Below are 20,605 nucleotides of genomic sequence, written 5' to 3' on the forward strand. Positions count from 1 at the left end.
GTATGAACTGCGTAGCTAACTTATCGTTATACCTTCATTCTCTTTTTGATCATTCTGATTTGTCCTCTATGATTGATTTCATCTTCAAAGACGTGGAACCACATAAAGTAATAATTTGCTTGTTTGTCATACCAGAATTGCTCCTCATGATGAAGCCAATCATCATTTACGGACTTAAAATACTCAAGTGTTCTATTTCTTACTTCTTCCAATTTGTTAAGGTAAAATGTCAGTTCATGCCCTCTGATCTGTTCTTGCCCGGTCGAACCCAACTCAAGTGCTGGACCCCAGATAGACAGTTCATCATCATTGAAAAACCTTTTTTCAAATGTCGAGACCTGATACGCATATTCAACTGCTGCAAAATGTAATAACAAAGCACCTATGGAATTGCTCTCTGCATCCAGCAGGTAATCAAGCTGTTCCTTCGATAAGCCCTTCACTTCTTCTAAGGTTGTATATCTCGCATAATTCATCATGGAAATAAGCCGACTGATCTGAGGAGTATATCCAGGGATGCTGGTGATTAGATAGATTTGATCCATATTCATCATCGTTCGCCCCTCCAAATCTTTTTATCCTATTACTGATCACAGCGTTCAACGCTGCTACCTATTAACAATCCCGAAGGAAATCTTCATGTTGGGTGCGTAGGTTAACCAGGATTGATCATTAAATTGTTTGGAGAATAACCGTTCAGCATCGTACTGCCTTCTTGCCCCTTCCGCTGTCAACCCTCTCTCTATCAGATTGATTTCAACCTGTTTATCATCACCTGGATCTTGGCCTAATCCATCTGCACTTAATGCTTCGAAGAGCTTATTCTTCATGTCTAAATCCATATGCTGATCTAAAAAGTTCACCCGATCACTGACCCGGCACTGTACATCCTGTAAACCTAGCTGGCTAAGAAGTACAGGTAATCTCATGCCGATATTTCCGTCTTTGCTCTTACTTCTTCTGTCTGCTTCAAACAATCTCTGGAGTATTCCCAGCTGTATGATATCGGATTGTTCCTGCCCTTCGAAATAATAGTTCGACATATTTGATATCCAATGAGGCTCAAAGCATATCACCCTGCCCGAATCTACTACGCTATCGATCATCCTCTGTAGAATAATAGATGGTTCAGCGATATGTAACAAAAAGGCGTGACTCATCGCAATATCATACTTGCCATCTACGGACTGTTCTTCAAGATCAGCTACGATAAATTCTGTTGTATACGGTAAGCGAGAGAATAATTCTTTTGCTTCATCAATCAAATCCTGGCCTTTATCTATTCCCGTATAAGTTGATCCTTCTGGCAATAAAGGCAGCAGCTTTAAACCGAGGTATCCATATCCGCAGCCGTAATCCACGACATTTACAGGCTTTTGAATGTTCCACACTTTTTGCACCAGAAATTCTAGATAATCATCGTTGTAGTACAGCCATCGCGTATTTCTAAGGTATTCGATTTGAGTATCCCAATAATATTCGGACATTGTGCAGCCCCTTATTCATTGTTATTTATTATATTTAACACGCAGCATTTTTCTATGGGGTTAAAATTAGACCATTAGATGTGTAATAATTGTAAATTTTGTTCAAACAAAATCTACTTGAAAACCACTTTTAATTCAACAAGTGATCCCCATAAAGCTTAAGCTCTCGAGTTCTAATTGTTCCTGTAAGGTTCGATTAGGCCTGAGAGCCTCATCCTTCTAAAAACCATTCACTATAAAAATCAAACTCATAAATAATATCAAGCCAATCGTTCCAACAGCCGCAAGGATGTTAATAATCTTGTCAGCTCTGAACTTCGTCCGGACTAGCTTTAGCAGTAAATGATACAGCCCAATTCCAATAACACCACCAAGCGTATTGTTGATTAGATCCGTTATGTCACTGGCACCAATGGCAAACAAATATTGAAGCAGTTCATATACCAGACTTATAGCTGCAATAGTCGCTGCTCTTTTGAGAAATGACCACTTCGTCAGCATGCTTAGATATATCCCAACAGGAACAAAAGCAATCATGTTATATAGCAGCTCTTGTATATCTAATTCATTGTTAACGATGACCGACTCACCAAATGGAATCAGGTTAATGTTTCTGATCTCCGGTAAATCCTGCGCTGAGAATGCCATTTTAAATACGATAATCCAGGTTAACAGCAAAATATTAACTGCAAATAGCAACCAAGTTAGCTTCATGCCTCGTTCTAGTTGTGTTGTTTTCATTTTCTCTCCCTCTCTAGACAATCATCTCACTGATGAATCAACTCTATAACGATTGAAGCTGCGAATAAGTTTGATTCTCTATATTGAAATTATTGTCAGGGGGGGATTGTTCAAATATTGTTATTATCCATAAATTCAATACAAAAAGGCTGCGTTTCGGGCTTCAAACAATACTCTATTCTTTTTCTAAAATCTTTCCATTGTACTTTCTCTAACGCTTCTTCAATGGGGAAAAATCCACATTCCAGGCTCTCCGGTGAACATGTTAATTCGCCTCCGATGGGCTTTGCTAAAAATAGTGTATTACAAATCGAGTTCCCAACATTCTGAAATATCCCGCAAAATTTAATAATTTCAATATCGATCCCTGATTCTTCCTTCGTCTCTCGTATTGCGGCCTGACTCAAAGATTCTCCTATCTCTACTTGTCCTCCAGGCATTTCCCACCCTCTTCTTGGTCCTCTGATCAGTAATATTTCGTTATTATCATTAACTACAACGGCAGCTGCCGAAACAATATGCTTTGGTGGGTGCATGACGCTACTCCTTCATTTTTGAGATTACTTATTTATATTTGCAACCATGGTTATGGATGTGCCTACCTTACCTGTCTCTTCGAAGCAAAATCGCTGGTAAAGTTTCATTGCTGCTTCATTGCGTGGATCTACACTTAATGAGATTCTTTCAATGTTCTTCTTCCTGGCTTCTTTAAAGAGTTCATTCATCAAAGCGCTTCCAATTCCGATTCCTCTGTATTCTTCTAAGATCGCCATTCCGAGCTCCGGCACGTCATTATCGACATATCCAAATCCTTTGTTACTCTCATGAAAGTATCGAGCTGTTATTGATCCAACTGGTTTGCCTTCTTCGTTGATTGCGATAAATCCAAAATCTCCCTCTCGTCCCCAGCCTTCTACATACTTCGAAAGGTGTGGGTCATTGATCATTTCTCTGCTAAACGGCTCCTGTCCCTCTGGAACATACAACGATTCGTATAACATTTCCCATAGAAATCCAATATCCTCTGCTTCAATAGGTCTGATTCTATAATTCATCGTTTGTTACCACCTTCACCTATAATAAAGTCTTTAAAATGGTCCGTTCCCTGTCTACTGTTGTTATGAAGAACTCTTGTTTAATATCCTGCAACGCTTCCTTTAGTCTATCTCTTCCAATCCCATCAAATCGTTGCTGAACCTTGCTCACATGCTCTACATCAGACTTAATCTTGCTCTCAATTTCATCATATTGCTCTAACGTATCATATTCCCACATGGCAAAGATCTCACTAGTATCTTCATTTAATGTAGTTTGCCATCTTCCAATCAATCTGGCTCCATACTTCAGCTTGCTTGGTAACAAGACATCATTAAATAAAGAATTAAACTCATCTACAATCGAATTAGCAACAATATACGTCTTCCTCCGATAGATCATTATTTTCCACACCTACTTTCGCAGTCTGTATATAAGTTCGTTTGCTGAGTTAAACTTCGAAATCTTGTATCTTACCATTTTTCGTGTAATAGATAAGCCCTTCCACTTCTTTCATTACTCTTTGAGTACCTTGCTGACTTTCCCACCAGTTCGTAGGTCTCGTGCTCTTATCTTGAGCAGGACATAATGAGTACTCAATATGTTCAGGCAAATAGGTCTTCAATGTTAAGTAGCAGCGTCGGATATGATAAAAAGTAGTGACGATCAGAATTCTTTTTATATGATTTAATCCGAAATACTCGTCCAGTACTTCTCTGGATTTCAGGACATTATCTATCGTGTTCTTGGATAGGGTCTCAACGATAATATCTTGTTCAAGTACCCCGAGCTCGATGGCTCTATTCTTCATTGATATGGCTTCGGGCACCTCGAGTGCTCCACCAGACATTAATATCTTTGCGGAGCGTCCAGATTTATATAATTCAACGGCATGTGGGACCCGATATTTATTGGCCGACACACTGCCAAATACAAAAATAACATCACCGTTCTCGCCATCATCCTCAATCCCACTGAATAGAATGCGGGTTAGCAAATCTTTATTATCCAATGAGATACGATCCAAAGACATATCCGATATTTTCATTTCCCGACCTCTCGTATTGTTATTGTCAACTTCGGCCTAACGATCCTGAATTTCTCGGCGCATTGGATTCAACAAATTTTTCCTCCGATTTTATACTAAATACCTTGATGCTACCTGCCATTATTCATACTCGACTTGATATCATATTTCATATGCGCTTATGTATGCCTGGCGCTTCATTGTTTGTCTTTAATTTCATCAATACAAAATCAATTTCTTCTTCTCCTACTCGACTTTTGAACCATTGAGACTTTACAAATCCAACCCGTTCATAGACTTTAATTGCCCGTTCGTTAAATGCAGCGACGACAAGTTGAATGTTAGATGTTTGATACTCCTCTATAATAAACTTGATAGAATCAGCCATGAAGTGTGCACCATTACCCATCCCCGTGCGTGAAGGAGCTAATCCCAGGCCAAGGTCAATACAGTTATCATCATTGTAAATCCCTACTTCATATCCTCCAGATACACGGGCTGATTCTCCAATACAAATAAATCCAAACAACTCATTATCATCATTCAAAACGTAGTAATATTCACCGTTCATTAACTCCGAGATCGTTTCCTCGCTGCCATCCATGTTATAGAAAGAGTAAGATTCTTCATATGTCCATTCAGCAATGGACGCAGCGTATTCTTCTGTCATTAAATAGTAGCGAAAGGATTGCATAACTCTTTTTGCTCCCTTCTTTTAGAATACACTTTCATAAATCTCTTTAGCTCCCTTGTTTATTTCGCTTAATATTTCGCTCGGTGTTGGATTCTGAATGATTCTCAGCAGATCTTCTCTTACTTCGTTATGGACATCCGTATTCAATTTGGGAATGAGAAAATAGATACATGAATATTGCCAGCCTTCATCGTCGCTATTTAAAACCCTGTGTATTCTAGGAAGCAGATCATCCGCTTTGAATCTTGGAAGCACCGTACATAATTCTTGTGCAACAGGCCAGTTAATATCCTGCAGCCATTCAAACAAGTCATCCATGATTGAACTAACATCCATTCTGGGATCAAGTTCTCTCAGCTTATCAATGACCTCTAAATCATGTTTATGTTTTGGAACTAGCTGTTCGAGATTATTCATTTAGCTCACCTTGACCCTTAACTTTTAACGCCAATACCATAATTTTTGATCGTCTCATCCAATGTCTGATCGCTTTTCTCATTCCATATAAAAACTCATTTCAAAAGTTCCCTCTTCAAAGAACAAAGGAAATCTTCGTTTAAACCAATCTTGCATAGGTAACTTAGGTACATCTTCAATCTCTACCCACCGTAACTCCCCTTCTGGCGGATGATCAAGCAGCTTCCCCTCAAAAGAAGTCGCCAGATAATTAAACACCATATATCTTAAGCCTTTATCCGGCTCACAGAACTCATCGAGACCTTTGTATATGATGTCTTTAACGATTAATCCGGTCTCTTCACGCACTTCACGAATTGCACCATTAACTATACTCTCTGGAAAATCCACCTTTCCCCCTGGAGCTATGTATCCTGGAAATCCAAGCTTATCAGGTCTATTCATTAATAAAACCTTCGATCCATCCTGTATCATGCACATCGTATATATTTTATGAGTTACTTCGGCTGCCAAATGGTTCAACCCTCTCTTTATATTCATTCTCTAAAATAGAAAACAAATAGGAATCATGGAATACTCCTTTAGCCCATATATGCTCCCTTAAGTGACCTTCCATTTTCATTCCTATTTTTCGCAATACCTTTTCTGATCCCGTATTCTCTGGTCGACAAGTTGCAAAGACTCTATGTATATTGAAGTTCTCAAATGCTAGTTTCAATAACACTTTAGATGCTTCGCTAGCGTAGCCATTGCCCCAATATTCAGAATTAAAACAGTAACCGATCTCTGCATTTTTCTCTCTGATATACATTCCACAGCCACCAATTAATTGGTTTGTTTCTTTTAGAATGACAGCAAATTCATAATCTGTTCGCTCATTTAATTGTTGCATTGCAATTTGATGACTTACATAAGACTTCGTCTCCTCTTCGCTATTGGGTCCCCACAGCGTATGCTCAGTTACCCGAGGGCTGGATGCATACTTATGTACATCAATCCAATCATTCATGATGAACTCACGAATATTTAATCTTGCGGTTTCTATGTGCATTTATGAATTCTCCTTAATGTAATTTAGTGTCTTCTTCAATCTCACACTCTTCCTAATATCATAAGCTGTGTAGGTTTATCTCGACTTTCTGATCATGTTTGTGCATAATTAGCACATAAGTTTGTTTATTACATTTTTATACATATCAATATGTTTCACACTTTATATATCGCAGGAGGGTTTTCCATTGAAAAAAACGTTCGCTTTTTTGCTGGTATCCACTCTATTTATTGGATCCGTTAGTTCTGCCGCTGCCAAACCTGAGGTGATTACTTACAAGAACTGTACTGAGTTAAACAAAGTCTATAAAGGCGGAGTAGCCAAATCTGCTTCTATTAAGAACAAAGGCGGGAAAACCAAATATAAGCCCTTCGTATCCAAAGAATTATATGAAGCGAATAAGAAAAGCGATCGAGATAAAGATTTCATTGCGTGTGAAAAATAATATATCACGGGACCTTCTCTATCGAAGGTCCAACTATTGTCAAAATATCAGCTCTCACTCTTCTAGGCAAGTTCGATTAGCCTTTCTTCGTTTCCCAGATTGTGCTTAAAGCACGTAATCTTTCATATTCCATACTTACTAGTAATTTCCTTCAATGTACCAGACAAAACAAGACACTGTATAACAAAAAAAGCCGCATTCAGCGGCTGATAAGCGTTCGGTGACCATGTACTGCGGCTCACCCAGTTTGAAATGAATATTGTGTTAGACAATGATTGTCTTCCTGATTCTCTTAGTTCAGGTTCTTATTCAAGAACACCAGTCTATCGATCTCTGCAAAACCAAGCTTTTTATAAAAAGCTTCAGCAGGAATACCTCGATCCGTTAACAACGTTATATTACCTACCTCATCAGACTCAAGCTTTTCTATTAAAAATCTTATAAGTGCTGATCCTACACCGGATTTCTGCTTCTGTACACTGACACACATCTCGTTGATGAAAAACTCTTTTCCACTCCACCAATGCTTTGTAGCACCAAAGATAAAGCCTATGATTTCTTCCCCATCTACAGCAACAACACCTATGAATCCAGGGGTATTCGTGAAATCTATTAAGTATCGATATGCAGTATCTGGTGACCATTCATCATTCCACGGCTCTTGATTAAAAACACTTATAAACGTATTTACACACGATAAGAGGTCATTTCTATCGAATAATCTAAGTTCCATAGCTCAGTCCACTCTTTTCATAGATTTATTATGTTCATTGATGTAACCTCATTGATGACTCCGTGTTCCCCATATGGTTCTACATAATTTATATGCTCTGATTCAAAAAGTTTCATTAGTTCATATTCTTGAGGAAAAGGCACCTAACGTTTCTCCTGTTCGTTGACTTAACTCAACAATAACTTCAAATGTCTTTGCAGAAAAAACTATACTCCGTTCTCCATTCATCCGCTTTCAATCCATAAATTATTCTATCTACAAATCTTCCATTTATATATTCGTAATCTCTTAACTCCCCTTCACGTTTAAAACCTAATTTCTCAGGAATAGCACGGCTCTTCGTATTATCTGTAGCTACTCCTATTTCAACTTTATTTAGTTTAAGTTCAAGAAATGCATAATTTATTAGTGCTTTGACCGATCTAGTTATTATACCTTTGCCCTCATATTCTTTCCCGAGCCAATATCCAATTTCTGTTTTTTTATTTTCTTGATCTAAATATACATAACCTATAGAGCCCACTAGTGTATCTCCACACCATATTCCTAACCAGTAACCTTCATCTTTAGCATATCTCATGCGTGTTCTTTCGATAAAGGTTTTTGAATCTTCCGGTGCCAAAGTCATACTGGGAAATTTCAACCACTTCCCTATATGATCCCTATTCCTATTGATCAAATCATATAATTGTTCTGCATCTTTAGTCTCCAATAATGCTAACAAAGAAGAATCGTCAATTTCGTATTTAAACATTGTCTTATCTTCTCCTTCATTTCTTTGTATTTGATGCATTCAAATGATTTCAGCAAAAGACTTCTTACCTCTTTGAGTAGGCATATAAATTATATCCATCATACTTTACATAAAATCCTTCACTTATTAATTCTTGTTCTTCAGGTCTTATCCCAAATGAAAATGATGCCTCTGGACCAGTACCTGTCTGACCCACCGAAAACTCCTTCATGTTTATATCATATAATCTCACTTTAGCTGACGGAGTAGTAAAGGTTCCATCATCATTAAAGAATCCATTATATATGAACTCCCCTGCTTTGTATTTCATATTGAAAGTAGTCTTAAAACTAAAATATATATCATTACCTCTATTCCATACATCATCCAACAATAAATTGGTGTTATAGGTCTCTAGTAACTCTATATCTTGTTCTTTTCTTTCCTCTGGATTGAATGTAATCCATTCGGGTTTTATAAATATTTCAATAGGAATTTGTTCTACTTGCAATGTGAGTGAATATCCATCTTGATTTATAACATTGCTAGTTATGCTCTCATTTGTATAATTTAAATTGTAATAATTATAAATGAATATAAAGATTATTATTGCACAACATACGAGAATTACATTTCTTCTTTTATTCATATTTATTCCCTTCTATTAGAGGTCGTTCGGTGCTTCTTCTAACTCTCATTCTTTATCCTCTTTAGGCCCGTATCTCAATGTCTCTCCAATCCAATCATTGGCATCTCTCCATTTCACTTTCTTGGAGCAAATCCAATTGACTTCAGCAAATTTATTTTCTTTATCAGGACTCCATTCATTATCGTCTGCCCAATAAAACAAGCCGTCCTTATGTAAAAATGTCGCACCGAAGATAATAGAATCGTAATTTTCTGGACTTGGATTAATATACAATTGAATCAATTCATCAAATATCAATTCAATCGCAGTTGGATTTGTATTTTGTCTTTGAATGAGTAATCTAACTCTATGGTCACGTTTTGCTGATATTGACATGGAAAGGTCTTTATTTACATAATGATCAGTCCACATATAAAGCCCTTTGATACATGAATCGTGAAACCAGCCAAACAAACTCATTAAATTCTCAATGTCTTCTTGATTATTTATTTCTTGCCATTGAGATGTTGTCATCCTTTCACCTCATTTCGATAAGAATTATTTATGTAGTGCCGAATGAATTTTATCTAACGTTTCTGTATACATGACCTCGTCCTACCGATTTAAGTCGACGAAGTCGCTGGCCGACATGCGGTTAGTCGATGCGGATGTGTCTGCCTGTTTTCGCTTCTCCCCCATATACCTCGGGCTGAGCCAGTAACTTGTAGGTTCCGATGGGTGAATATAATGTTAGATGTAGTTCATCTGCTTCTTCGTGCAATCTTACTAAATAATCTTGGTTTATAAATTTCAAAATTCTTTATCAATTCTTCTCCAAAAATACAAATTGTTTTTTCCCATGGATGACTAAGATACCCCCAACTAAAATCACTTTTTAAAAACAAATAGTACTCCCCATCTGGATAAAATCTGATTGTTTGCGCTACCCTGCTTGTTTCTAAATGAGGATTATATAAAAAAGATTCATGCTGCCAATCAAGTGCATACATGAATTCATCGATATTTGTGCTTGCTTTGAATGCTGATAAACATTTCTTTTCTAAATCATCTATATCATCTTCATTAAAGTCTGAGACGTCATAAGTTATAAAAGGAGATTTCTCAAAAAAAGTAGGCCAATCCCTTGGAGAAATGCTTGGTCTGAAATGAAACTCTCTGCCAATCCTGTCCCACACTTGGTTGTATTCCTCATCACTTAAAGGTATCCAATTCATAAATGATAACTCCCGTTTGTTATACTTTGTGTGTTGATTGATGGCCTTGGATTACCCACTAAGCTTTTCCAAGATTATAGCCACTCCATCATTATTATTAGTTTCTGTTATCTCTTTTGATCTCATTTTTAATTCATCTATTGCATTCCCCATTGCCACGGGCCAACCACAAAGATTAAATAATCCTATATCATTAAAATCATCGCCAAAAACCATGACGTTTTCGAGAGGAACATTCATCTCCTTACACAAAGCCGCTACTGCATTTTCTTTAGAAGCCTTCAGTGATGATACTTGAACAAGATTTCCATTGTCTGTGATCAGAATGTTTAATTTCATTTTAAATCTTTCTTGAAATGAGATCATATCCATTTTTCCTGTAAACATGATTTTTGATGCCTCAAGCCGTCTAAGTTCTTCCAATGGTTTTACGCTAGCTTTATCTTTCACTTATATCACAGCAGAATAATCATATTCCATCAAAGTCATCCATTCATCTTTTACTTCTAAACTTAAGTCGAGATCCGGATTACAATGAAAACAGTAATCTAAGAGCTCTGCTGTAACTTCAGATTCAATTGATATGTACTTATTAATCCCTGTATGCTTACAATCAATGTAGGCTCCATTGTAATAAACAAAAGAACCTAAGTTGAGCATCTCCTCGTTTATAAACGACCTGACTGCTCTTGGAGGACGTGCTGTTGCAAAAATAAATTTCACCCCCATATTCGAGCAATTCATAATCGCATTATAGTTTCGCTTTGATATTTCTTTTTTGGAGTTGAGAAGGGTGCCATCTAGATCTAACACTATAATTGGAAACTTCATTGAGATCTCCTCTCTGAAGATATATCTGGTTATTTCTCACACAATGCCTTCATTAAAATAAGTTACTTCAGAGTTCTTTTGTACTAGTCCACTTAAACCTTCTTTATAATAAGGCATCAATCCATTAGATTCTTCAAGACTAATCCATTGGATATCCATTATTTCATCAGGTCTTATGATCTTTTTATTTCCTCCAACAATCTCTGCATTAAACGTAATAAATAACGCATGTTCGTTACTATGGCTTATTTTCGCTTCATTGACCGCAACAATACCGTGAACATTTATGTCAAACCCCGTTTCTTCCTTTGCTTCCCTGACTGCTGCTTCATCTAAATATTCACCTTCTTCAACTGCTCCACCAGGAAGAGACCACCGATTGTTGTCTTTATTCTTCACCATTAATATGTGTGTCTTTGTCTCGTCTAAAATCAGAGAATAAACTACATTAATTCTGTTCATCATTGATCTCCCCCACATATGATTCGGAACCTAAATCATTCTCCCAGATCTTTGATTAAATACAGCAGCAGATCATCATCAACTGTCACCTGGTGCCCAGGTTTTACTTCCATATTTTTATATACAATTCCTCTACCATCCATGACATATCCGCGCTTGTTATACATCATTTGAGCGTTCCCATAATCTTTATATAGTCCTACTCCTAGACCTACTGATTTGGACTTCTTTGATGCTATTCTTTCAAGCTCATCAAACAGTACACTTGCGATTCCCTTTCTCCTAAACTCCTGAAAAACATTGAGGTCATTTATCTCCGGTATGTTTTCTCGTTTAAAATAGGGATAGTCGGATTCAAACAATAAGTGGCAGCAGCCGGCCAAGGTATCTCCATAGTAAGCTAGTAAAGTAACTCTCTTACCTTCCAAATTCTCTTCTAAACAATTAGAAAAATAATCATTCGAGGTATACCATGGATATCTCTTTGCGAATTCTATGTCCAATAGGGATACCTCATCATCATTTGAAAGTTTTCTTAATGATATTGAGTCTTTCATCTTTAGTCCCCTTTCTCTTGATTCATAGAAGGGGTGATACCCAATGGATGGATATGTTTTAAATTTGACATCACCTCTGGAATTGCATCAATAAAATATTGTATTAACTCTCTCATCTTCTCTTCAAAATCTTCACGATCTGGTGCTCCAATATTTACCGGCGTATTCTGCTCTAAATATACTTCATTGAATAAGTGAATGTCTTTATTATATTCATTCTTTACAAATTCCTTATGTAGCTCACTCATACCAATGATGATGTCATAATGAAGAAACGTATCATTATCAAATTGAGTTCGCTTAAATTCGGATGTATCGATATTCATGTCATTCATTATTTTAAAATGAAGATCCGAATATTTACTTATGTCACTATTTGCTCTTATCCCTGCAGAAGCCACTTGCACATTCGAGATCTGATTCTTCCTCAGATAATCCTTACAGATAAATTCAGCTATGATGCTGCGAGTATAATTATCTGTGCATAAAAATAGAACCTTCAATACATTCACTTCCTTTCTATTTCATGCTTCCTAACAACCTTACGAATTCAGCCTCATGTTTGTATAATATGAATTAAATCCGATCTCTTCCCAAAATCTTCTGCCTATTGGGTTACTTTCTAACACATCAATAATGAGCGTTGAATTCTGAAATAACTCGGTCCTTAATTTATCTATTCCTTGTTTTCCTAATCCTCTTCTTCGATATTGCCTGCTGATAAAATACTGTCTTATATAGAAAGTTTTATTCTTCCTATTGTTTGTGTCCTCTCTTTCCTGGTATAAGACATATCCTACAGTCTGTTCACCTAGAACAAGTAGAACTGCCTTCCAATCATTATTCAGAAAATCTGTCATTCTGTCTTTCAATTCATCTAATGTCATTTGGTTATCGCTTTTTTCGTCTTCAATAAGTTCTTTGTTCATTTGGCTTAAAATATGTACATCACCTAGTTGCGCAGGAATGATACTCAAGGTTTGCATGTTTTAAATCCCTCATTTTTATAAAATGATTCCCCTGATCAAACAGGAGCGTTAATCTAATTCCTTCAAGAAGTAATAATGTTTGTGCCCTCGAGGTGCATCATGAATTGTTGCTATTATCTGGTATCCATGTTTTTCATAAAAACCAGGTGCTTGAAAGCTAAATGTATTTAGCTTAATAAAGGTACACTGCTTCTTCGCTCGAGCAATTCGCTCGATTTCACTTAATAGACTTGATCCATGCCCATTCTTCCTATGTTTCTGATCAATCCACAGAATATCAATCTCAAGCCAACTCCAGTAAAACACGCTAAGAAGTCCCCAACGATATTTTCTTCCATATCCTTAATGTGTAAGTTAATCTCTTCATAATTGTTCTTAATGTCATCTGATAGTTGATTTGCATTAAACTCGATAAGTTTATTCCTTACATATTTGCTATCCTCATCTGTGCTCCTTAATATGCTGGTTTGATTGGACATCATAATCCTCCAAGATAAACGAAGTGTGTGTTTTATTTGAATATAAAGGAACTGACTTCGTTGAAACATTTTCACTGGCTTGTTTGACTTGAACTTAGCAATTGTTTCTTCAGTAGCATGATCTGTCCTATATGATAAGCATTATGAATACATAAATTGGATACCACTCCCCACCATGGAGCATTATAATATGACGGGATTACAGATATTAGTTTTGCATCCGAGCTTTCCTCAATTGCCCTATTCCAATCTATAAAAACAGTTTCAAGCCTCTGAAGGGTCTTCTTCCATTCAAGATCATTTATAGAATGTGGATTAACATAAAACGTATCCTCATTGTTTATGGTGCTGTCCAATTCAAATTGTCCGGCGTTATATCGTTCAAGCCATTTTTCATTCCAAAAAATAAGGTGGTTCACGATCGACCAGATCGATTGTTTACTCTCTGTCTCCCACGCAGCTTGTGCTGCATTTAAGTCGATTAGGATCTCATGAAGAGGAATAAACCAGCTCTTATCGTTATAACAAGCGTTTAATTGATCTAACAGAATAGATTTATAACTCACACTTGTACCTCTTTTCTCGAAAGATTTTCCGCTTCTGTTCAAAAACTACTGTCGATTCTTAGGAGTGGGAACGGCTGGATCATTATCCCCTCCCATTCTTCTTCTCGAGGTCTCCATTCTACCGACTGCGGGTATATGTGTTCCGGCCTTGGCCAAACCAAATTTAGGCATATTTCCATAAATACATTCATATTGTCCGGGCTGAATCATGTACGTCTCGTGATAAATTCCCACCGTTCCATTCGTTCCCACGGATTGATTGAATTTTTTCCATTCTACAAGATGAGTCCCTCCTCGTGCATATTTCTCAAGTTGCTCGTAGGTTCTCCAGTATTGTAATAAGGTAAGCCCTCGCCAATTCCAAAAAAACTCTGTACTCATAAATCCAATCTCAGGATTCTGGTATAGCTCTTTGATCATAGGCCCCATTGCTTTTGCTACAGGAACCCACTTATGAAAGGCCAATAGCCGATTTATTCTCATACCAATAATGAATACAACAAAAGGACCCTCCATTTCAGCAGTATATCTACCGTGAATTACATCCGGCACGTAGTTCTCTCCTTTTTTGGGTCTATATTGGGGTTTAATTATAAAGTATATTTATCCCTTTATATTTCCTTTCTTGTTTATATACATCATTAGAAAATCCGCGAATTTTAATTGTATTCTTATTGGCCCAAGAAGCACTAAATTCATGATCTGATATAAAAATATTGGCTGTTGTATTTTCTAATGTCGAGTTTTTCTTAATTACTGATAATTGATAGCTATAATCGGTTGTGGCCCCACAATCCCTTTTAAAGAGCACGATGTCATAAGCTCCGTCATCTGGTTGACCTTCTCTTCTAATCTCTTCATTCCCACACATTCCGGAGGCAACGTCTGAGCCAAGATCATGCAAAAAGTATATTGCGGTACCTAGTATTAGTACAGAAGAGAGGAATGCAATAATTAACGCACGCCTACTAAATCTTTTCTTATGAGATTGAACTTCTTCATCTGATAGCCATTCGTCTGTTTCGTTCATCGTAATTCTCCTAGGTAACCTGTTGCTTTGGTAACTCGTCAATAATGGATTCATTTCTACGAATATCCTTTAATAAATCTGCTAATATAGATAATTGATTACTCTCGATTTCAAAAGGGGGCTGATCCAAAAAACGGGTTACGGAACTTTCATTAGATAATGGATGAAGATTATATATTTTATGAAATTTAATTTCTTGTATACATGAGTTGCTTTTGAATCTCTTCAATGCAACCGATATCTGACCCACGGTTTTTCCATATTCCTTAATATCTGATATCCGTAATAGGTCAGGAACTTCACCTTCAATAAAGCGCATAACTGAACCGAATTGACCATTTGATAGCTGGACAAATCGATCTCCTGTCTTTGCAATTAGAAACCCTGGAAGCTTAAACGAAAGATGAAGTTGTTCAAGGAACGTTGTTAATTCAATTTCAAATTTTAATTTTTCTAGATTTTTAGAGTGGCGATCATATATTCTTGCAACATACTTTTTATTGTTAACGGTTAATACTTGAGAGTAATTCGTAAGACCGAATGGCACTGATTCCATGTTTTCCACTGTCTCACTAAAATAAGATAAAATCAGTTCTTTGATTAAATGCTCCAATATAGCTTCCTACTCTCTTTTCCATATATCGTATAACGTACATTTCTTATATTCACGAAAGAACCCCGCCTTAGATAGCTCTTATCTTAGGCGGGGTTCGTGTATTTTGTGTGGGCTAGGGCTATTCCCATTATTATACATGCAAAAACCAGAGGACGATAGATTTTAATGCGTGAGTGTAATGTTAGATGATGTTAATGACTTCTTTCAGTTTCTTAACATTAAGAAGTATGTGCCAGATCCTACAAACTTATTGATCTAATTCAATTTATCGAACAAATGCAATTATATTGTTGAACTTCTCTACATCCTTTGGACTGATCTTTAATGTTGATTTGGGAGTTCCTGTTCCCCCATATATGAATGAATATCGATTTAATTGGCGATCAATAATTGTCGATAATCCATGCCCTATTAATGGTATGGCTCCTATTGTATATCCGATAATTTGTTCTACCTCTTTAGGTTTAGCCAGCTTGAGTTCATTACATTTCAATATTGCTTTCAATTCCTCAAAATCGATTCGTCCATAATCTCCTGAAATAATTATTGCAAAATATTCCCTTTCCGATTTCAATACCAATGTCGGGGCTGTTTGACCAATCTCAATTCCAAAATAATCAGCACCTTCCTGGGCGGATTGAATAGAAAATTCATGATTAATTATTTCATACTCGATCTTATTATCTTTTAGAACCAGTTCTAATTCGCTCATAAACATGTACTCCTTTGTAAATACTTTGTAGTTCTTGTAATAGGGGAATTTCTTATAACGTAACTGTAATTACAAATTACGACGTCCGTTTGCCCTGAAAATAACTTCTCTGCTTGGCTCTTCATGGAGGGACCGAGGGCCAGACAGACACCGATGGGTGAATATTGAGTTATACAATGTATTCTACTATGAAAGGCTAGCAAGTATATCTTTAATTTCTATTAGGTTCTTAATTGATCTGCATTCATATGAAGGTCTTTCAAAAAAGTCTTCTTCCTTCCATACGCCTATAATTCCAGACTTTATACTCGCTTCAACATCGTTAACTGGATGATCCCCTACAAATATTCCTTCGTACGGCTCTATTCCCAAGCGATTTAATGCTCTCGTAAATATCTCAGTATCGGGTTTTCTCACACCTTCAATTTCTGAGATCAAAATCTCATCAAAATAATCATGAATCTTTAGACCCTTAATATTATTCATTTGAAATCGACCAAACCCGTTGGTGATGATGGCTAACTTGATATTTTCTTCCTTCAAGTAATCTAGTAATTCAATCATGCCTGGGAAACCAATACAATGATTTTGAAATGACGCAATATAATCTTCTAATAACTCTTCCCAGCTTAAGTCAAGGTTCATTTCTTCAATGAGGCTTTGATAGACCTTATCCTTCCACACATATCCCTTCTGATCCAATTCGATAAATCTTTGAATGAAAACATCCTTTTCAATATTATGTAAAGCATGAATACGATTATACTGATGGTCAAGAAAAGCAATCAATGAACGATCGCGATCAAGTAATGTGCCATCTAAATCAAATAGGATTCCTTTGATCATTGCTCTTCGTCTCTGTAAAAGCTTAGCAGCTTCTGATCTATCTCATCGATGTATCCAATATCACTTACTTCATCCCAAAATACAATATCCCCCGCCTCTTCATTCTCTTCAAATGGTCTTGGTTCAGTAATGAACGCACTAAATAATCCCCCATACTCTGTCTTTCCATTATGTAGTGAAAACCTCATTAAGCCTAAAAAGAATAAACGACTAGGTATTTGATTCGTTTCTTCCCTCAATTCACGCAGTGCACACTCACGTAATGTTTCGCCTTCTTCGAGAATGCCACCCGCAACTTCCCAATTCTTCTTCCACTTATTAAACATCAATAAAAATCCTTCAGCGCTCTTGGCCACGACTAATGCATGGGTAATCGGATATTCAAATTTCATTGAACTCATTTCTTCTTCAGAAACTTCCATGAGTTCTTCAAATACATCCCCGCGTTTATTTACACATATAGGCATCACTGAATCTCCTTTTATTTATTTGAATTGTTATTCGTAATTTTTTTATTAGGCAGCTAAGCTGACGGATCCGATCTAGGTACGGTGAATACTCTAAAGTCTCTATTTCTTTCTCCATAACGACGTCCATAAGAATGGTACTCCAAAAAGACAGCTATCCTCATCCATAGGATTCATCATTCTTAATTCTATACATTCAAAATAATCAGACATTATAAATTTTATTTTTTCTTCAGTGAATGCAAGACCACCTTTCATGCTCTTCTCTTCATATACTTCCCAATCAATCATTGTGAATTGTGGTCCACCAATTTCTCCAAACCCAGATGCAAAGCAGGTCAACCCCAAATACCCTCCTGACTTTAATCCCTTATGAATCATGTCCAAATATTGAATTCTTCGATGGGGTAAGATACCATGCATACAACCAGAATCATATATCAACTCATATTCATTAACTGGTTTCAGATCAAATACTGATTCGCACTTAAAATTAATGTCGAGCTCTAATTCACTCGCTCTTTCTTTAGCCCAATCAATAGCTACTTGTGAAATATCGTAAGCATCCACATCATAGCCATTCAATTTAAGATAGATGGCATTCCTCCCTGGACCGCAGCCCAGTTCTAACGCCCGTCCTTTATTAATCATTCCTGACTTTATATACAGATCAAGATTCTCATCTGGCTTATTAGGAAAGAATTGAATTGGTTTTTGACGATCTGAATGAAACGGATCCCAAAATTGATTGGAAGGTCGAAACTGAGTATCTAACATTTCATATAGATCATTTAGGGTTCTAATTGTTTTGTCCATCTTCGAAAACTCCTCCCTTAATCTTGAATTACTTTACCTTAATTGCATATCAAGTTCCTGAATCTAAAATGTGACCCGGCCTTAGTTAGCTCTTACCTTAGGCCGGGTCACATGTTGTCTGAATTACTACCTATGCTTTTGCTTTTGATAAACAGAAGGTCAATACCCCGAAGCATAGGCGTATTTCCCACCTTCTCAGAGTTACCTTAAAATTATCAATTCTTCATTACTGGTAGTATTTTATGGGTTATGAATCTTCCTGGACGATGTTCGTCAACAGAATAAAACATAGCAATTTCTTTTACCTGATAGCTTATTTCATTAAATTCTTCATCTAACTTGCTCTTCATCTCTGAAAGTTGATTATATTGATTGTATCCATAGGTTAATGTCGAATGGAAATGATAGGCATCCCCATCAAAGCCAGATTTCTGAATTTGAAATTTGTTCATTAAGTCACTATTCAATCTATCGTGTACAAATCTAGTCTGTATTGAATAAGTTGACTGTTCCCGCCTAAGTATTCTTCACTACCAATTCTACTAATTTCTTTGAAGCCTATTCTCTCAAGCATTTTTCTCGATCTAATATTCGAATCGTTTGTTTCTGCGTTAAAGACGGTAATCCCTAAATGCTTAGAAGCGTGGTCGATCATTGATTTTGCTGAATAAAATCCAAATCCCTTCCCCCACAGCGTACTTTCGCCAATTGCAATACCTAACTCAGCAGAATTGTCTTTAATACTGGCCAAGTCAGCATATCCAATAAGCCTTTCATTAAATTCTATTCCCATTCGGATAAAATCTTCAGCTTCGTTATTTACACATTTCCGCCACCATATATATAATTCTTGTGGACTTCGATCTTTCTCCCATCCATTTGCTGAACAGAAGGAATCATCCTTACTCCAATTCAGAACACTGTTATAATCATCTACTCTTAAATTTCTTAGTTTCACCGCTATTGGATTGTCATTTAGGTTCATTTTCTTTCTCCTAACTTACGACAGCTTGAAGCTATTATTTATCTTTGCAGTACGTATAACATGTTCCTGTATTGGGTATCCGACTCAGGCTAAATGTCCGCAGCGTGAATATTACGTTATATTGAAGGACTCTCTTCTATAGAATTATCCTAATAAATTGGTATTCAATGTCCACTCTAATCTTCTAAGCCACTCATTTTTTACATTGGGATTCGCATTCTTTGTTCGATTCAAAATATGAATTACTCTAGAAAGTGCAAATGCTTTTACAGCTTCCTCTGTTATTTGTATGGGTGAGCGTAAACGATATGCATTTAAGAAAATTTCAGATAGCTCTTCACAAATATCGGGATAATGGAGATGAACAAACCATAGCACCCATGCGATATCTTGAAGTGGATGCCCCCATCCTCCCCACTCCCAATCAATAACAACCATTGAATTCTCAGATAAAATCGTATTATGAGGTCCAAAATCACCATGAATTAAGGTACTTTCTCCCTCAACATGAATATCCAGGAGATCTCTCACCCTACCCTTTATATCACTGGAGACGAAATCGACTGAATCAATTCCTCGTTCCATAAGCCCAACGATGGGTAATTCCCATTGACTCTTTTTCTGTTTTATTGAATGTATTTCAGTGGATAAACGAACACCTAATAACTTATAGATCTCTCGAGCCTTATCCATATCACCTTGATCTAGAAAACGCTGGCCGTTGATTCCATGTATGTAATCCATAATGATGTACCCGGATGTATCATCTTCAAAATAATCATGAATTATTGGAGACACACCTGAATGGTTTAAAAGAGTCAGTGTATCCCTTTCACTCTTACCATTACTATTATTTTTATTGAAAATTTTCGCAATAACCAGAGGGTTTGATCCTTCGAGAAGAAATGAAGAATTGGTATACCCTCCTGACAATGCAGTCAATTTTATATTTGGAAACTTACGCAACAAGATGTCATTAGCCATCAACTGTAAACCTTCTTCCTCTATTTTTAAAGTCTTTCG

The 20,605-nt window shown here is 36.6% G+C and carries 31 protein-coding genes and 3 pseudogenes; 1 reads left to right on the plus strand and 33 read right to left on the minus strand.

All coding sequences use genetic code 11. The features are described from left to right. Window positions 1–26 precede the first annotated feature (26 nt). From BK126_RS06780 to BK126_RS06830, 11 genes and pseudogenes are all read right to left on the minus strand, one after another. A complete protein-coding gene (locus tag BK126_RS06780) occupies window positions 27–554 on the minus strand; it encodes a DinB family protein (protein WP_076311856.1) in 528 nt (175 codons plus the stop codon). Between the two features lie 54 nt (window positions 555–608). After that, the gene (locus BK126_RS06785; RefSeq protein ID WP_076311857.1) at window positions 609–1,487 is read right to left on the minus strand and encodes a class I SAM-dependent methyltransferase; all 879 of its coding nucleotides are present in this window, start codon (window positions 1,485–1,487) and stop codon (window positions 609–611) included. A 219-nt stretch (window positions 1,488–1,706) separates the two neighbouring features. Next, a complete protein-coding gene (locus BK126_RS06790) occupies window positions 1,707–2,228 on the minus strand; it encodes a VanZ family protein (protein WP_076311858.1) in 522 nt (173 codons plus the stop codon). A 110-nt stretch (window positions 2,229–2,338) separates the two neighbouring features. After that, window positions 2,339–2,764 (minus strand): NUDIX hydrolase, encoded by a 426-nt coding sequence (locus BK126_RS06795; RefSeq protein WP_076311859.1) that lies wholly within the window; start codon window positions 2,762–2,764, stop codon window positions 2,339–2,341. A 24-nt stretch (window positions 2,765–2,788) separates the two neighbouring features. Then, a complete protein-coding gene (locus BK126_RS06800; protein ID WP_076311860.1) occupies window positions 2,789–3,283 on the minus strand; it encodes a GNAT family N-acetyltransferase in 495 nt (164 codons plus the stop codon). 19 nt (window positions 3,284–3,302) lie between these two features. Continuing rightward, window positions 3,303–3,665: an NIPSNAP family protein gene (locus tag BK126_RS06805; RefSeq protein ID WP_076311861.1), complete on the minus strand. Its 363-nt coding sequence runs from the start codon at window positions 3,663–3,665 to the stop codon at window positions 3,303–3,305. Window positions 3,666–3,714: 49 nt separating this feature from the next. Beyond that, window positions 3,715–4,311, minus strand: a complete 597-nt coding sequence (locus tag BK126_RS06810) for a YdcF family protein (RefSeq protein ID WP_076311862.1) — start codon at window positions 4,309–4,311, stop codon at window positions 3,715–3,717. A 148-nt stretch (window positions 4,312–4,459) separates the two neighbouring features. Further along, window positions 4,460–4,984 (minus strand): GNAT family N-acetyltransferase, encoded by a 525-nt coding sequence (locus BK126_RS06815; protein ID WP_076311863.1) that lies wholly within the window; start codon window positions 4,982–4,984, stop codon window positions 4,460–4,462. A 21-nt stretch (window positions 4,985–5,005) separates the two neighbouring features. Then, window positions 5,006–5,401, minus strand: coding sequence for a DUF5071 domain-containing protein (locus BK126_RS06820; protein WP_076311864.1), 396 nt, complete (start codon window positions 5,399–5,401; stop codon window positions 5,006–5,008). A 17-nt stretch (window positions 5,402–5,418) separates the two neighbouring features. Continuing rightward, window positions 5,419–5,941, minus strand: a pseudogene (locus BK126_RS06825) (NUDIX domain-containing protein). Beyond that, window positions 5,892–6,452 carry a GNAT family N-acetyltransferase gene (locus BK126_RS06830; protein WP_076311865.1) on the minus strand — a complete coding sequence of 187 codons (561 nt, stop codon included), beginning with the start codon at window positions 6,450–6,452 and terminating at the stop codon, window positions 5,892–5,894. The pseudogene BK126_RS06825 and the gene BK126_RS06830 overlap by 50 nt, the downstream one beginning before the upstream one ends. Window positions 6,453–6,639: 187 nt before the next feature. Between BK126_RS06830 and BK126_RS06835 the strand changes: the two genes are divergently transcribed. Beyond that, window positions 6,640–6,897, plus strand: a complete 258-nt coding sequence (locus BK126_RS06835) for an excalibur calcium-binding domain-containing protein (protein ID WP_047912038.1) — start codon at window positions 6,640–6,642, stop codon at window positions 6,895–6,897. 292 nt (window positions 6,898–7,189) lie between these two features. Here BK126_RS06835 and BK126_RS06840 read toward each other — a convergent pair whose 3' ends face one another. The 22 genes and pseudogenes from BK126_RS06840 to BK126_RS06945 form a co-directional block, all read right to left on the minus strand. Continuing rightward, complete coding sequence (locus BK126_RS06840; RefSeq protein WP_076311866.1) at window positions 7,190–7,630, minus strand: GNAT family N-acetyltransferase; 441 nt, start codon at window positions 7,628–7,630, stop codon at window positions 7,190–7,192. A 184-nt stretch (window positions 7,631–7,814) separates the two neighbouring features. Continuing rightward, complete coding sequence (locus BK126_RS06845) at window positions 7,815–8,384, minus strand: GNAT family N-acetyltransferase (RefSeq protein ID WP_076311867.1); 570 nt, start codon at window positions 8,382–8,384, stop codon at window positions 7,815–7,817. 64 nt (window positions 8,385–8,448) lie between these two features. After that, entirely contained in the window at window positions 8,449–9,012 is a 564-nt protein-coding gene (locus tag BK126_RS06850; protein ID WP_076311868.1) for a hypothetical protein, read from the minus strand. A 45-nt stretch (window positions 9,013–9,057) separates the two neighbouring features. Continuing rightward, on the minus strand, window positions 9,058–9,525 hold the full coding sequence (locus BK126_RS06855) for a hypothetical protein (protein WP_076311869.1): 468 nt from the start codon (window positions 9,523–9,525) through the stop codon (window positions 9,058–9,060). Between the two features lie 227 nt (window positions 9,526–9,752). Continuing rightward, window positions 9,753–10,226 carry a DUF2716 domain-containing protein gene (locus BK126_RS06860; RefSeq protein ID WP_076311870.1) on the minus strand — a complete coding sequence of 158 codons (474 nt, stop codon included), beginning with the start codon at window positions 10,224–10,226 and terminating at the stop codon, window positions 9,753–9,755. A gap of 51 nt (window positions 10,227–10,277) precedes the next feature. Further along, a pseudogene (locus BK126_RS29760) lies at window positions 10,278–11,057 on the minus strand (Cof-type HAD-IIB family hydrolase). Window positions 11,058–11,093: 36 nt separating this feature from the next. After that, window positions 11,094–11,522, minus strand: a complete 429-nt coding sequence (locus tag BK126_RS06870; RefSeq protein ID WP_305954029.1) for an NUDIX hydrolase — start codon at window positions 11,520–11,522, stop codon at window positions 11,094–11,096. A 32-nt stretch (window positions 11,523–11,554) separates the two neighbouring features. After that, window positions 11,555–12,076 (minus strand): GNAT family N-acetyltransferase, encoded by a 522-nt coding sequence (locus tag BK126_RS06875; RefSeq protein WP_076311871.1) that lies wholly within the window; start codon window positions 12,074–12,076, stop codon window positions 11,555–11,557. A 2-nt stretch (window positions 12,077–12,078) separates the two neighbouring features. Further along, window positions 12,079–12,579: an arsenate reductase/protein-tyrosine-phosphatase family protein gene (locus BK126_RS06880; RefSeq protein ID WP_076311872.1), complete on the minus strand. Its 501-nt coding sequence runs from the start codon at window positions 12,577–12,579 to the stop codon at window positions 12,079–12,081. 39 nt (window positions 12,580–12,618) lie between these two features. After that, complete coding sequence (locus tag BK126_RS06885) at window positions 12,619–13,062, minus strand: GNAT family N-acetyltransferase (RefSeq protein ID WP_076311873.1); 444 nt, start codon at window positions 13,060–13,062, stop codon at window positions 12,619–12,621. 51 nt (window positions 13,063–13,113) lie between these two features. Beyond that, window positions 13,114–13,544 (minus strand): annotated as a pseudogene (locus tag BK126_RS30345) (GNAT family N-acetyltransferase). 71 nt (window positions 13,545–13,615) lie between these two features. Next, window positions 13,616–14,110, minus strand: a complete 495-nt coding sequence (locus BK126_RS06895) for a DinB family protein (RefSeq protein ID WP_076311874.1) — start codon at window positions 14,108–14,110, stop codon at window positions 13,616–13,618. 45 nt (window positions 14,111–14,155) lie between these two features. Continuing rightward, window positions 14,156–14,626 carry a DUF4188 domain-containing protein gene (locus BK126_RS06900; RefSeq protein ID WP_076312580.1) on the minus strand — a complete coding sequence of 157 codons (471 nt, stop codon included), beginning with the start codon at window positions 14,624–14,626 and terminating at the stop codon, window positions 14,156–14,158. Between the two features lie 70 nt (window positions 14,627–14,696). Then, the gene (locus BK126_RS06905) at window positions 14,697–15,140 is read right to left on the minus strand and encodes a DUF5412 family protein (protein WP_076311875.1); all 444 of its coding nucleotides are present in this window, start codon (window positions 15,138–15,140) and stop codon (window positions 14,697–14,699) included. A 10-nt stretch (window positions 15,141–15,150) separates the two neighbouring features. Continuing rightward, the gene (locus tag BK126_RS06910) at window positions 15,151–15,753 is read right to left on the minus strand and encodes an aminoglycoside phosphotransferase/kinase family protein (RefSeq protein WP_179085522.1); all 603 of its coding nucleotides are present in this window, start codon (window positions 15,751–15,753) and stop codon (window positions 15,151–15,153) included. Window positions 15,754–16,021: 268 nt separating this feature from the next. Then, the gene (locus tag BK126_RS06915; protein ID WP_076311876.1) at window positions 16,022–16,468 is read right to left on the minus strand and encodes an aminoacyl-tRNA deacylase; all 447 of its coding nucleotides are present in this window, start codon (window positions 16,466–16,468) and stop codon (window positions 16,022–16,024) included. 186 nt (window positions 16,469–16,654) lie between these two features. Next, entirely contained in the window at window positions 16,655–17,314 is a 660-nt protein-coding gene (locus BK126_RS06920) for an HAD family hydrolase (protein WP_076311877.1), read from the minus strand. Then, the gene (locus BK126_RS06925) at window positions 17,311–17,781 is read right to left on the minus strand and encodes an NUDIX domain-containing protein (protein ID WP_076311878.1); all 471 of its coding nucleotides are present in this window, start codon (window positions 17,779–17,781) and stop codon (window positions 17,311–17,313) included. Before BK126_RS06925 ends, BK126_RS06920 begins: the two co-directional genes overlap by 4 nt. Window positions 17,782–17,883: 102 nt before the next feature. Further along, window positions 17,884–18,597: a class I SAM-dependent methyltransferase gene (locus BK126_RS06930; RefSeq protein WP_076311879.1), complete on the minus strand. Its 714-nt coding sequence runs from the start codon at window positions 18,595–18,597 to the stop codon at window positions 17,884–17,886. Between the two features lie 215 nt (window positions 18,598–18,812). Next, window positions 18,813–19,049: a hypothetical protein gene (locus tag BK126_RS06935; RefSeq protein WP_076311880.1), complete on the minus strand. Its 237-nt coding sequence runs from the start codon at window positions 19,047–19,049 to the stop codon at window positions 18,813–18,815. 11 nt (window positions 19,050–19,060) lie between these two features. After that, window positions 19,061–19,582, minus strand: a complete 522-nt coding sequence (locus BK126_RS06940; protein WP_076311881.1) for a GNAT family N-acetyltransferase — start codon at window positions 19,580–19,582, stop codon at window positions 19,061–19,063. A gap of 144 nt (window positions 19,583–19,726) precedes the next feature. Next, window positions 19,727–20,566 carry a phosphotransferase family protein gene (locus tag BK126_RS06945; RefSeq protein ID WP_076311882.1) on the minus strand — a complete coding sequence of 280 codons (840 nt, stop codon included), beginning with the start codon at window positions 20,564–20,566 and terminating at the stop codon, window positions 19,727–19,729. Between the last annotated feature and the right edge of the window lie 39 nt (window positions 20,567–20,605).

It is taken from the genome of Paenibacillus sp. FSL H7-0326, from assembly GCF_001955535.1.
In the GTDB taxonomy this organism is placed as follows: Bacteria; Bacillota; Bacilli; order Paenibacillales; family Paenibacillaceae; genus Paenibacillus; species Paenibacillus shunpengii.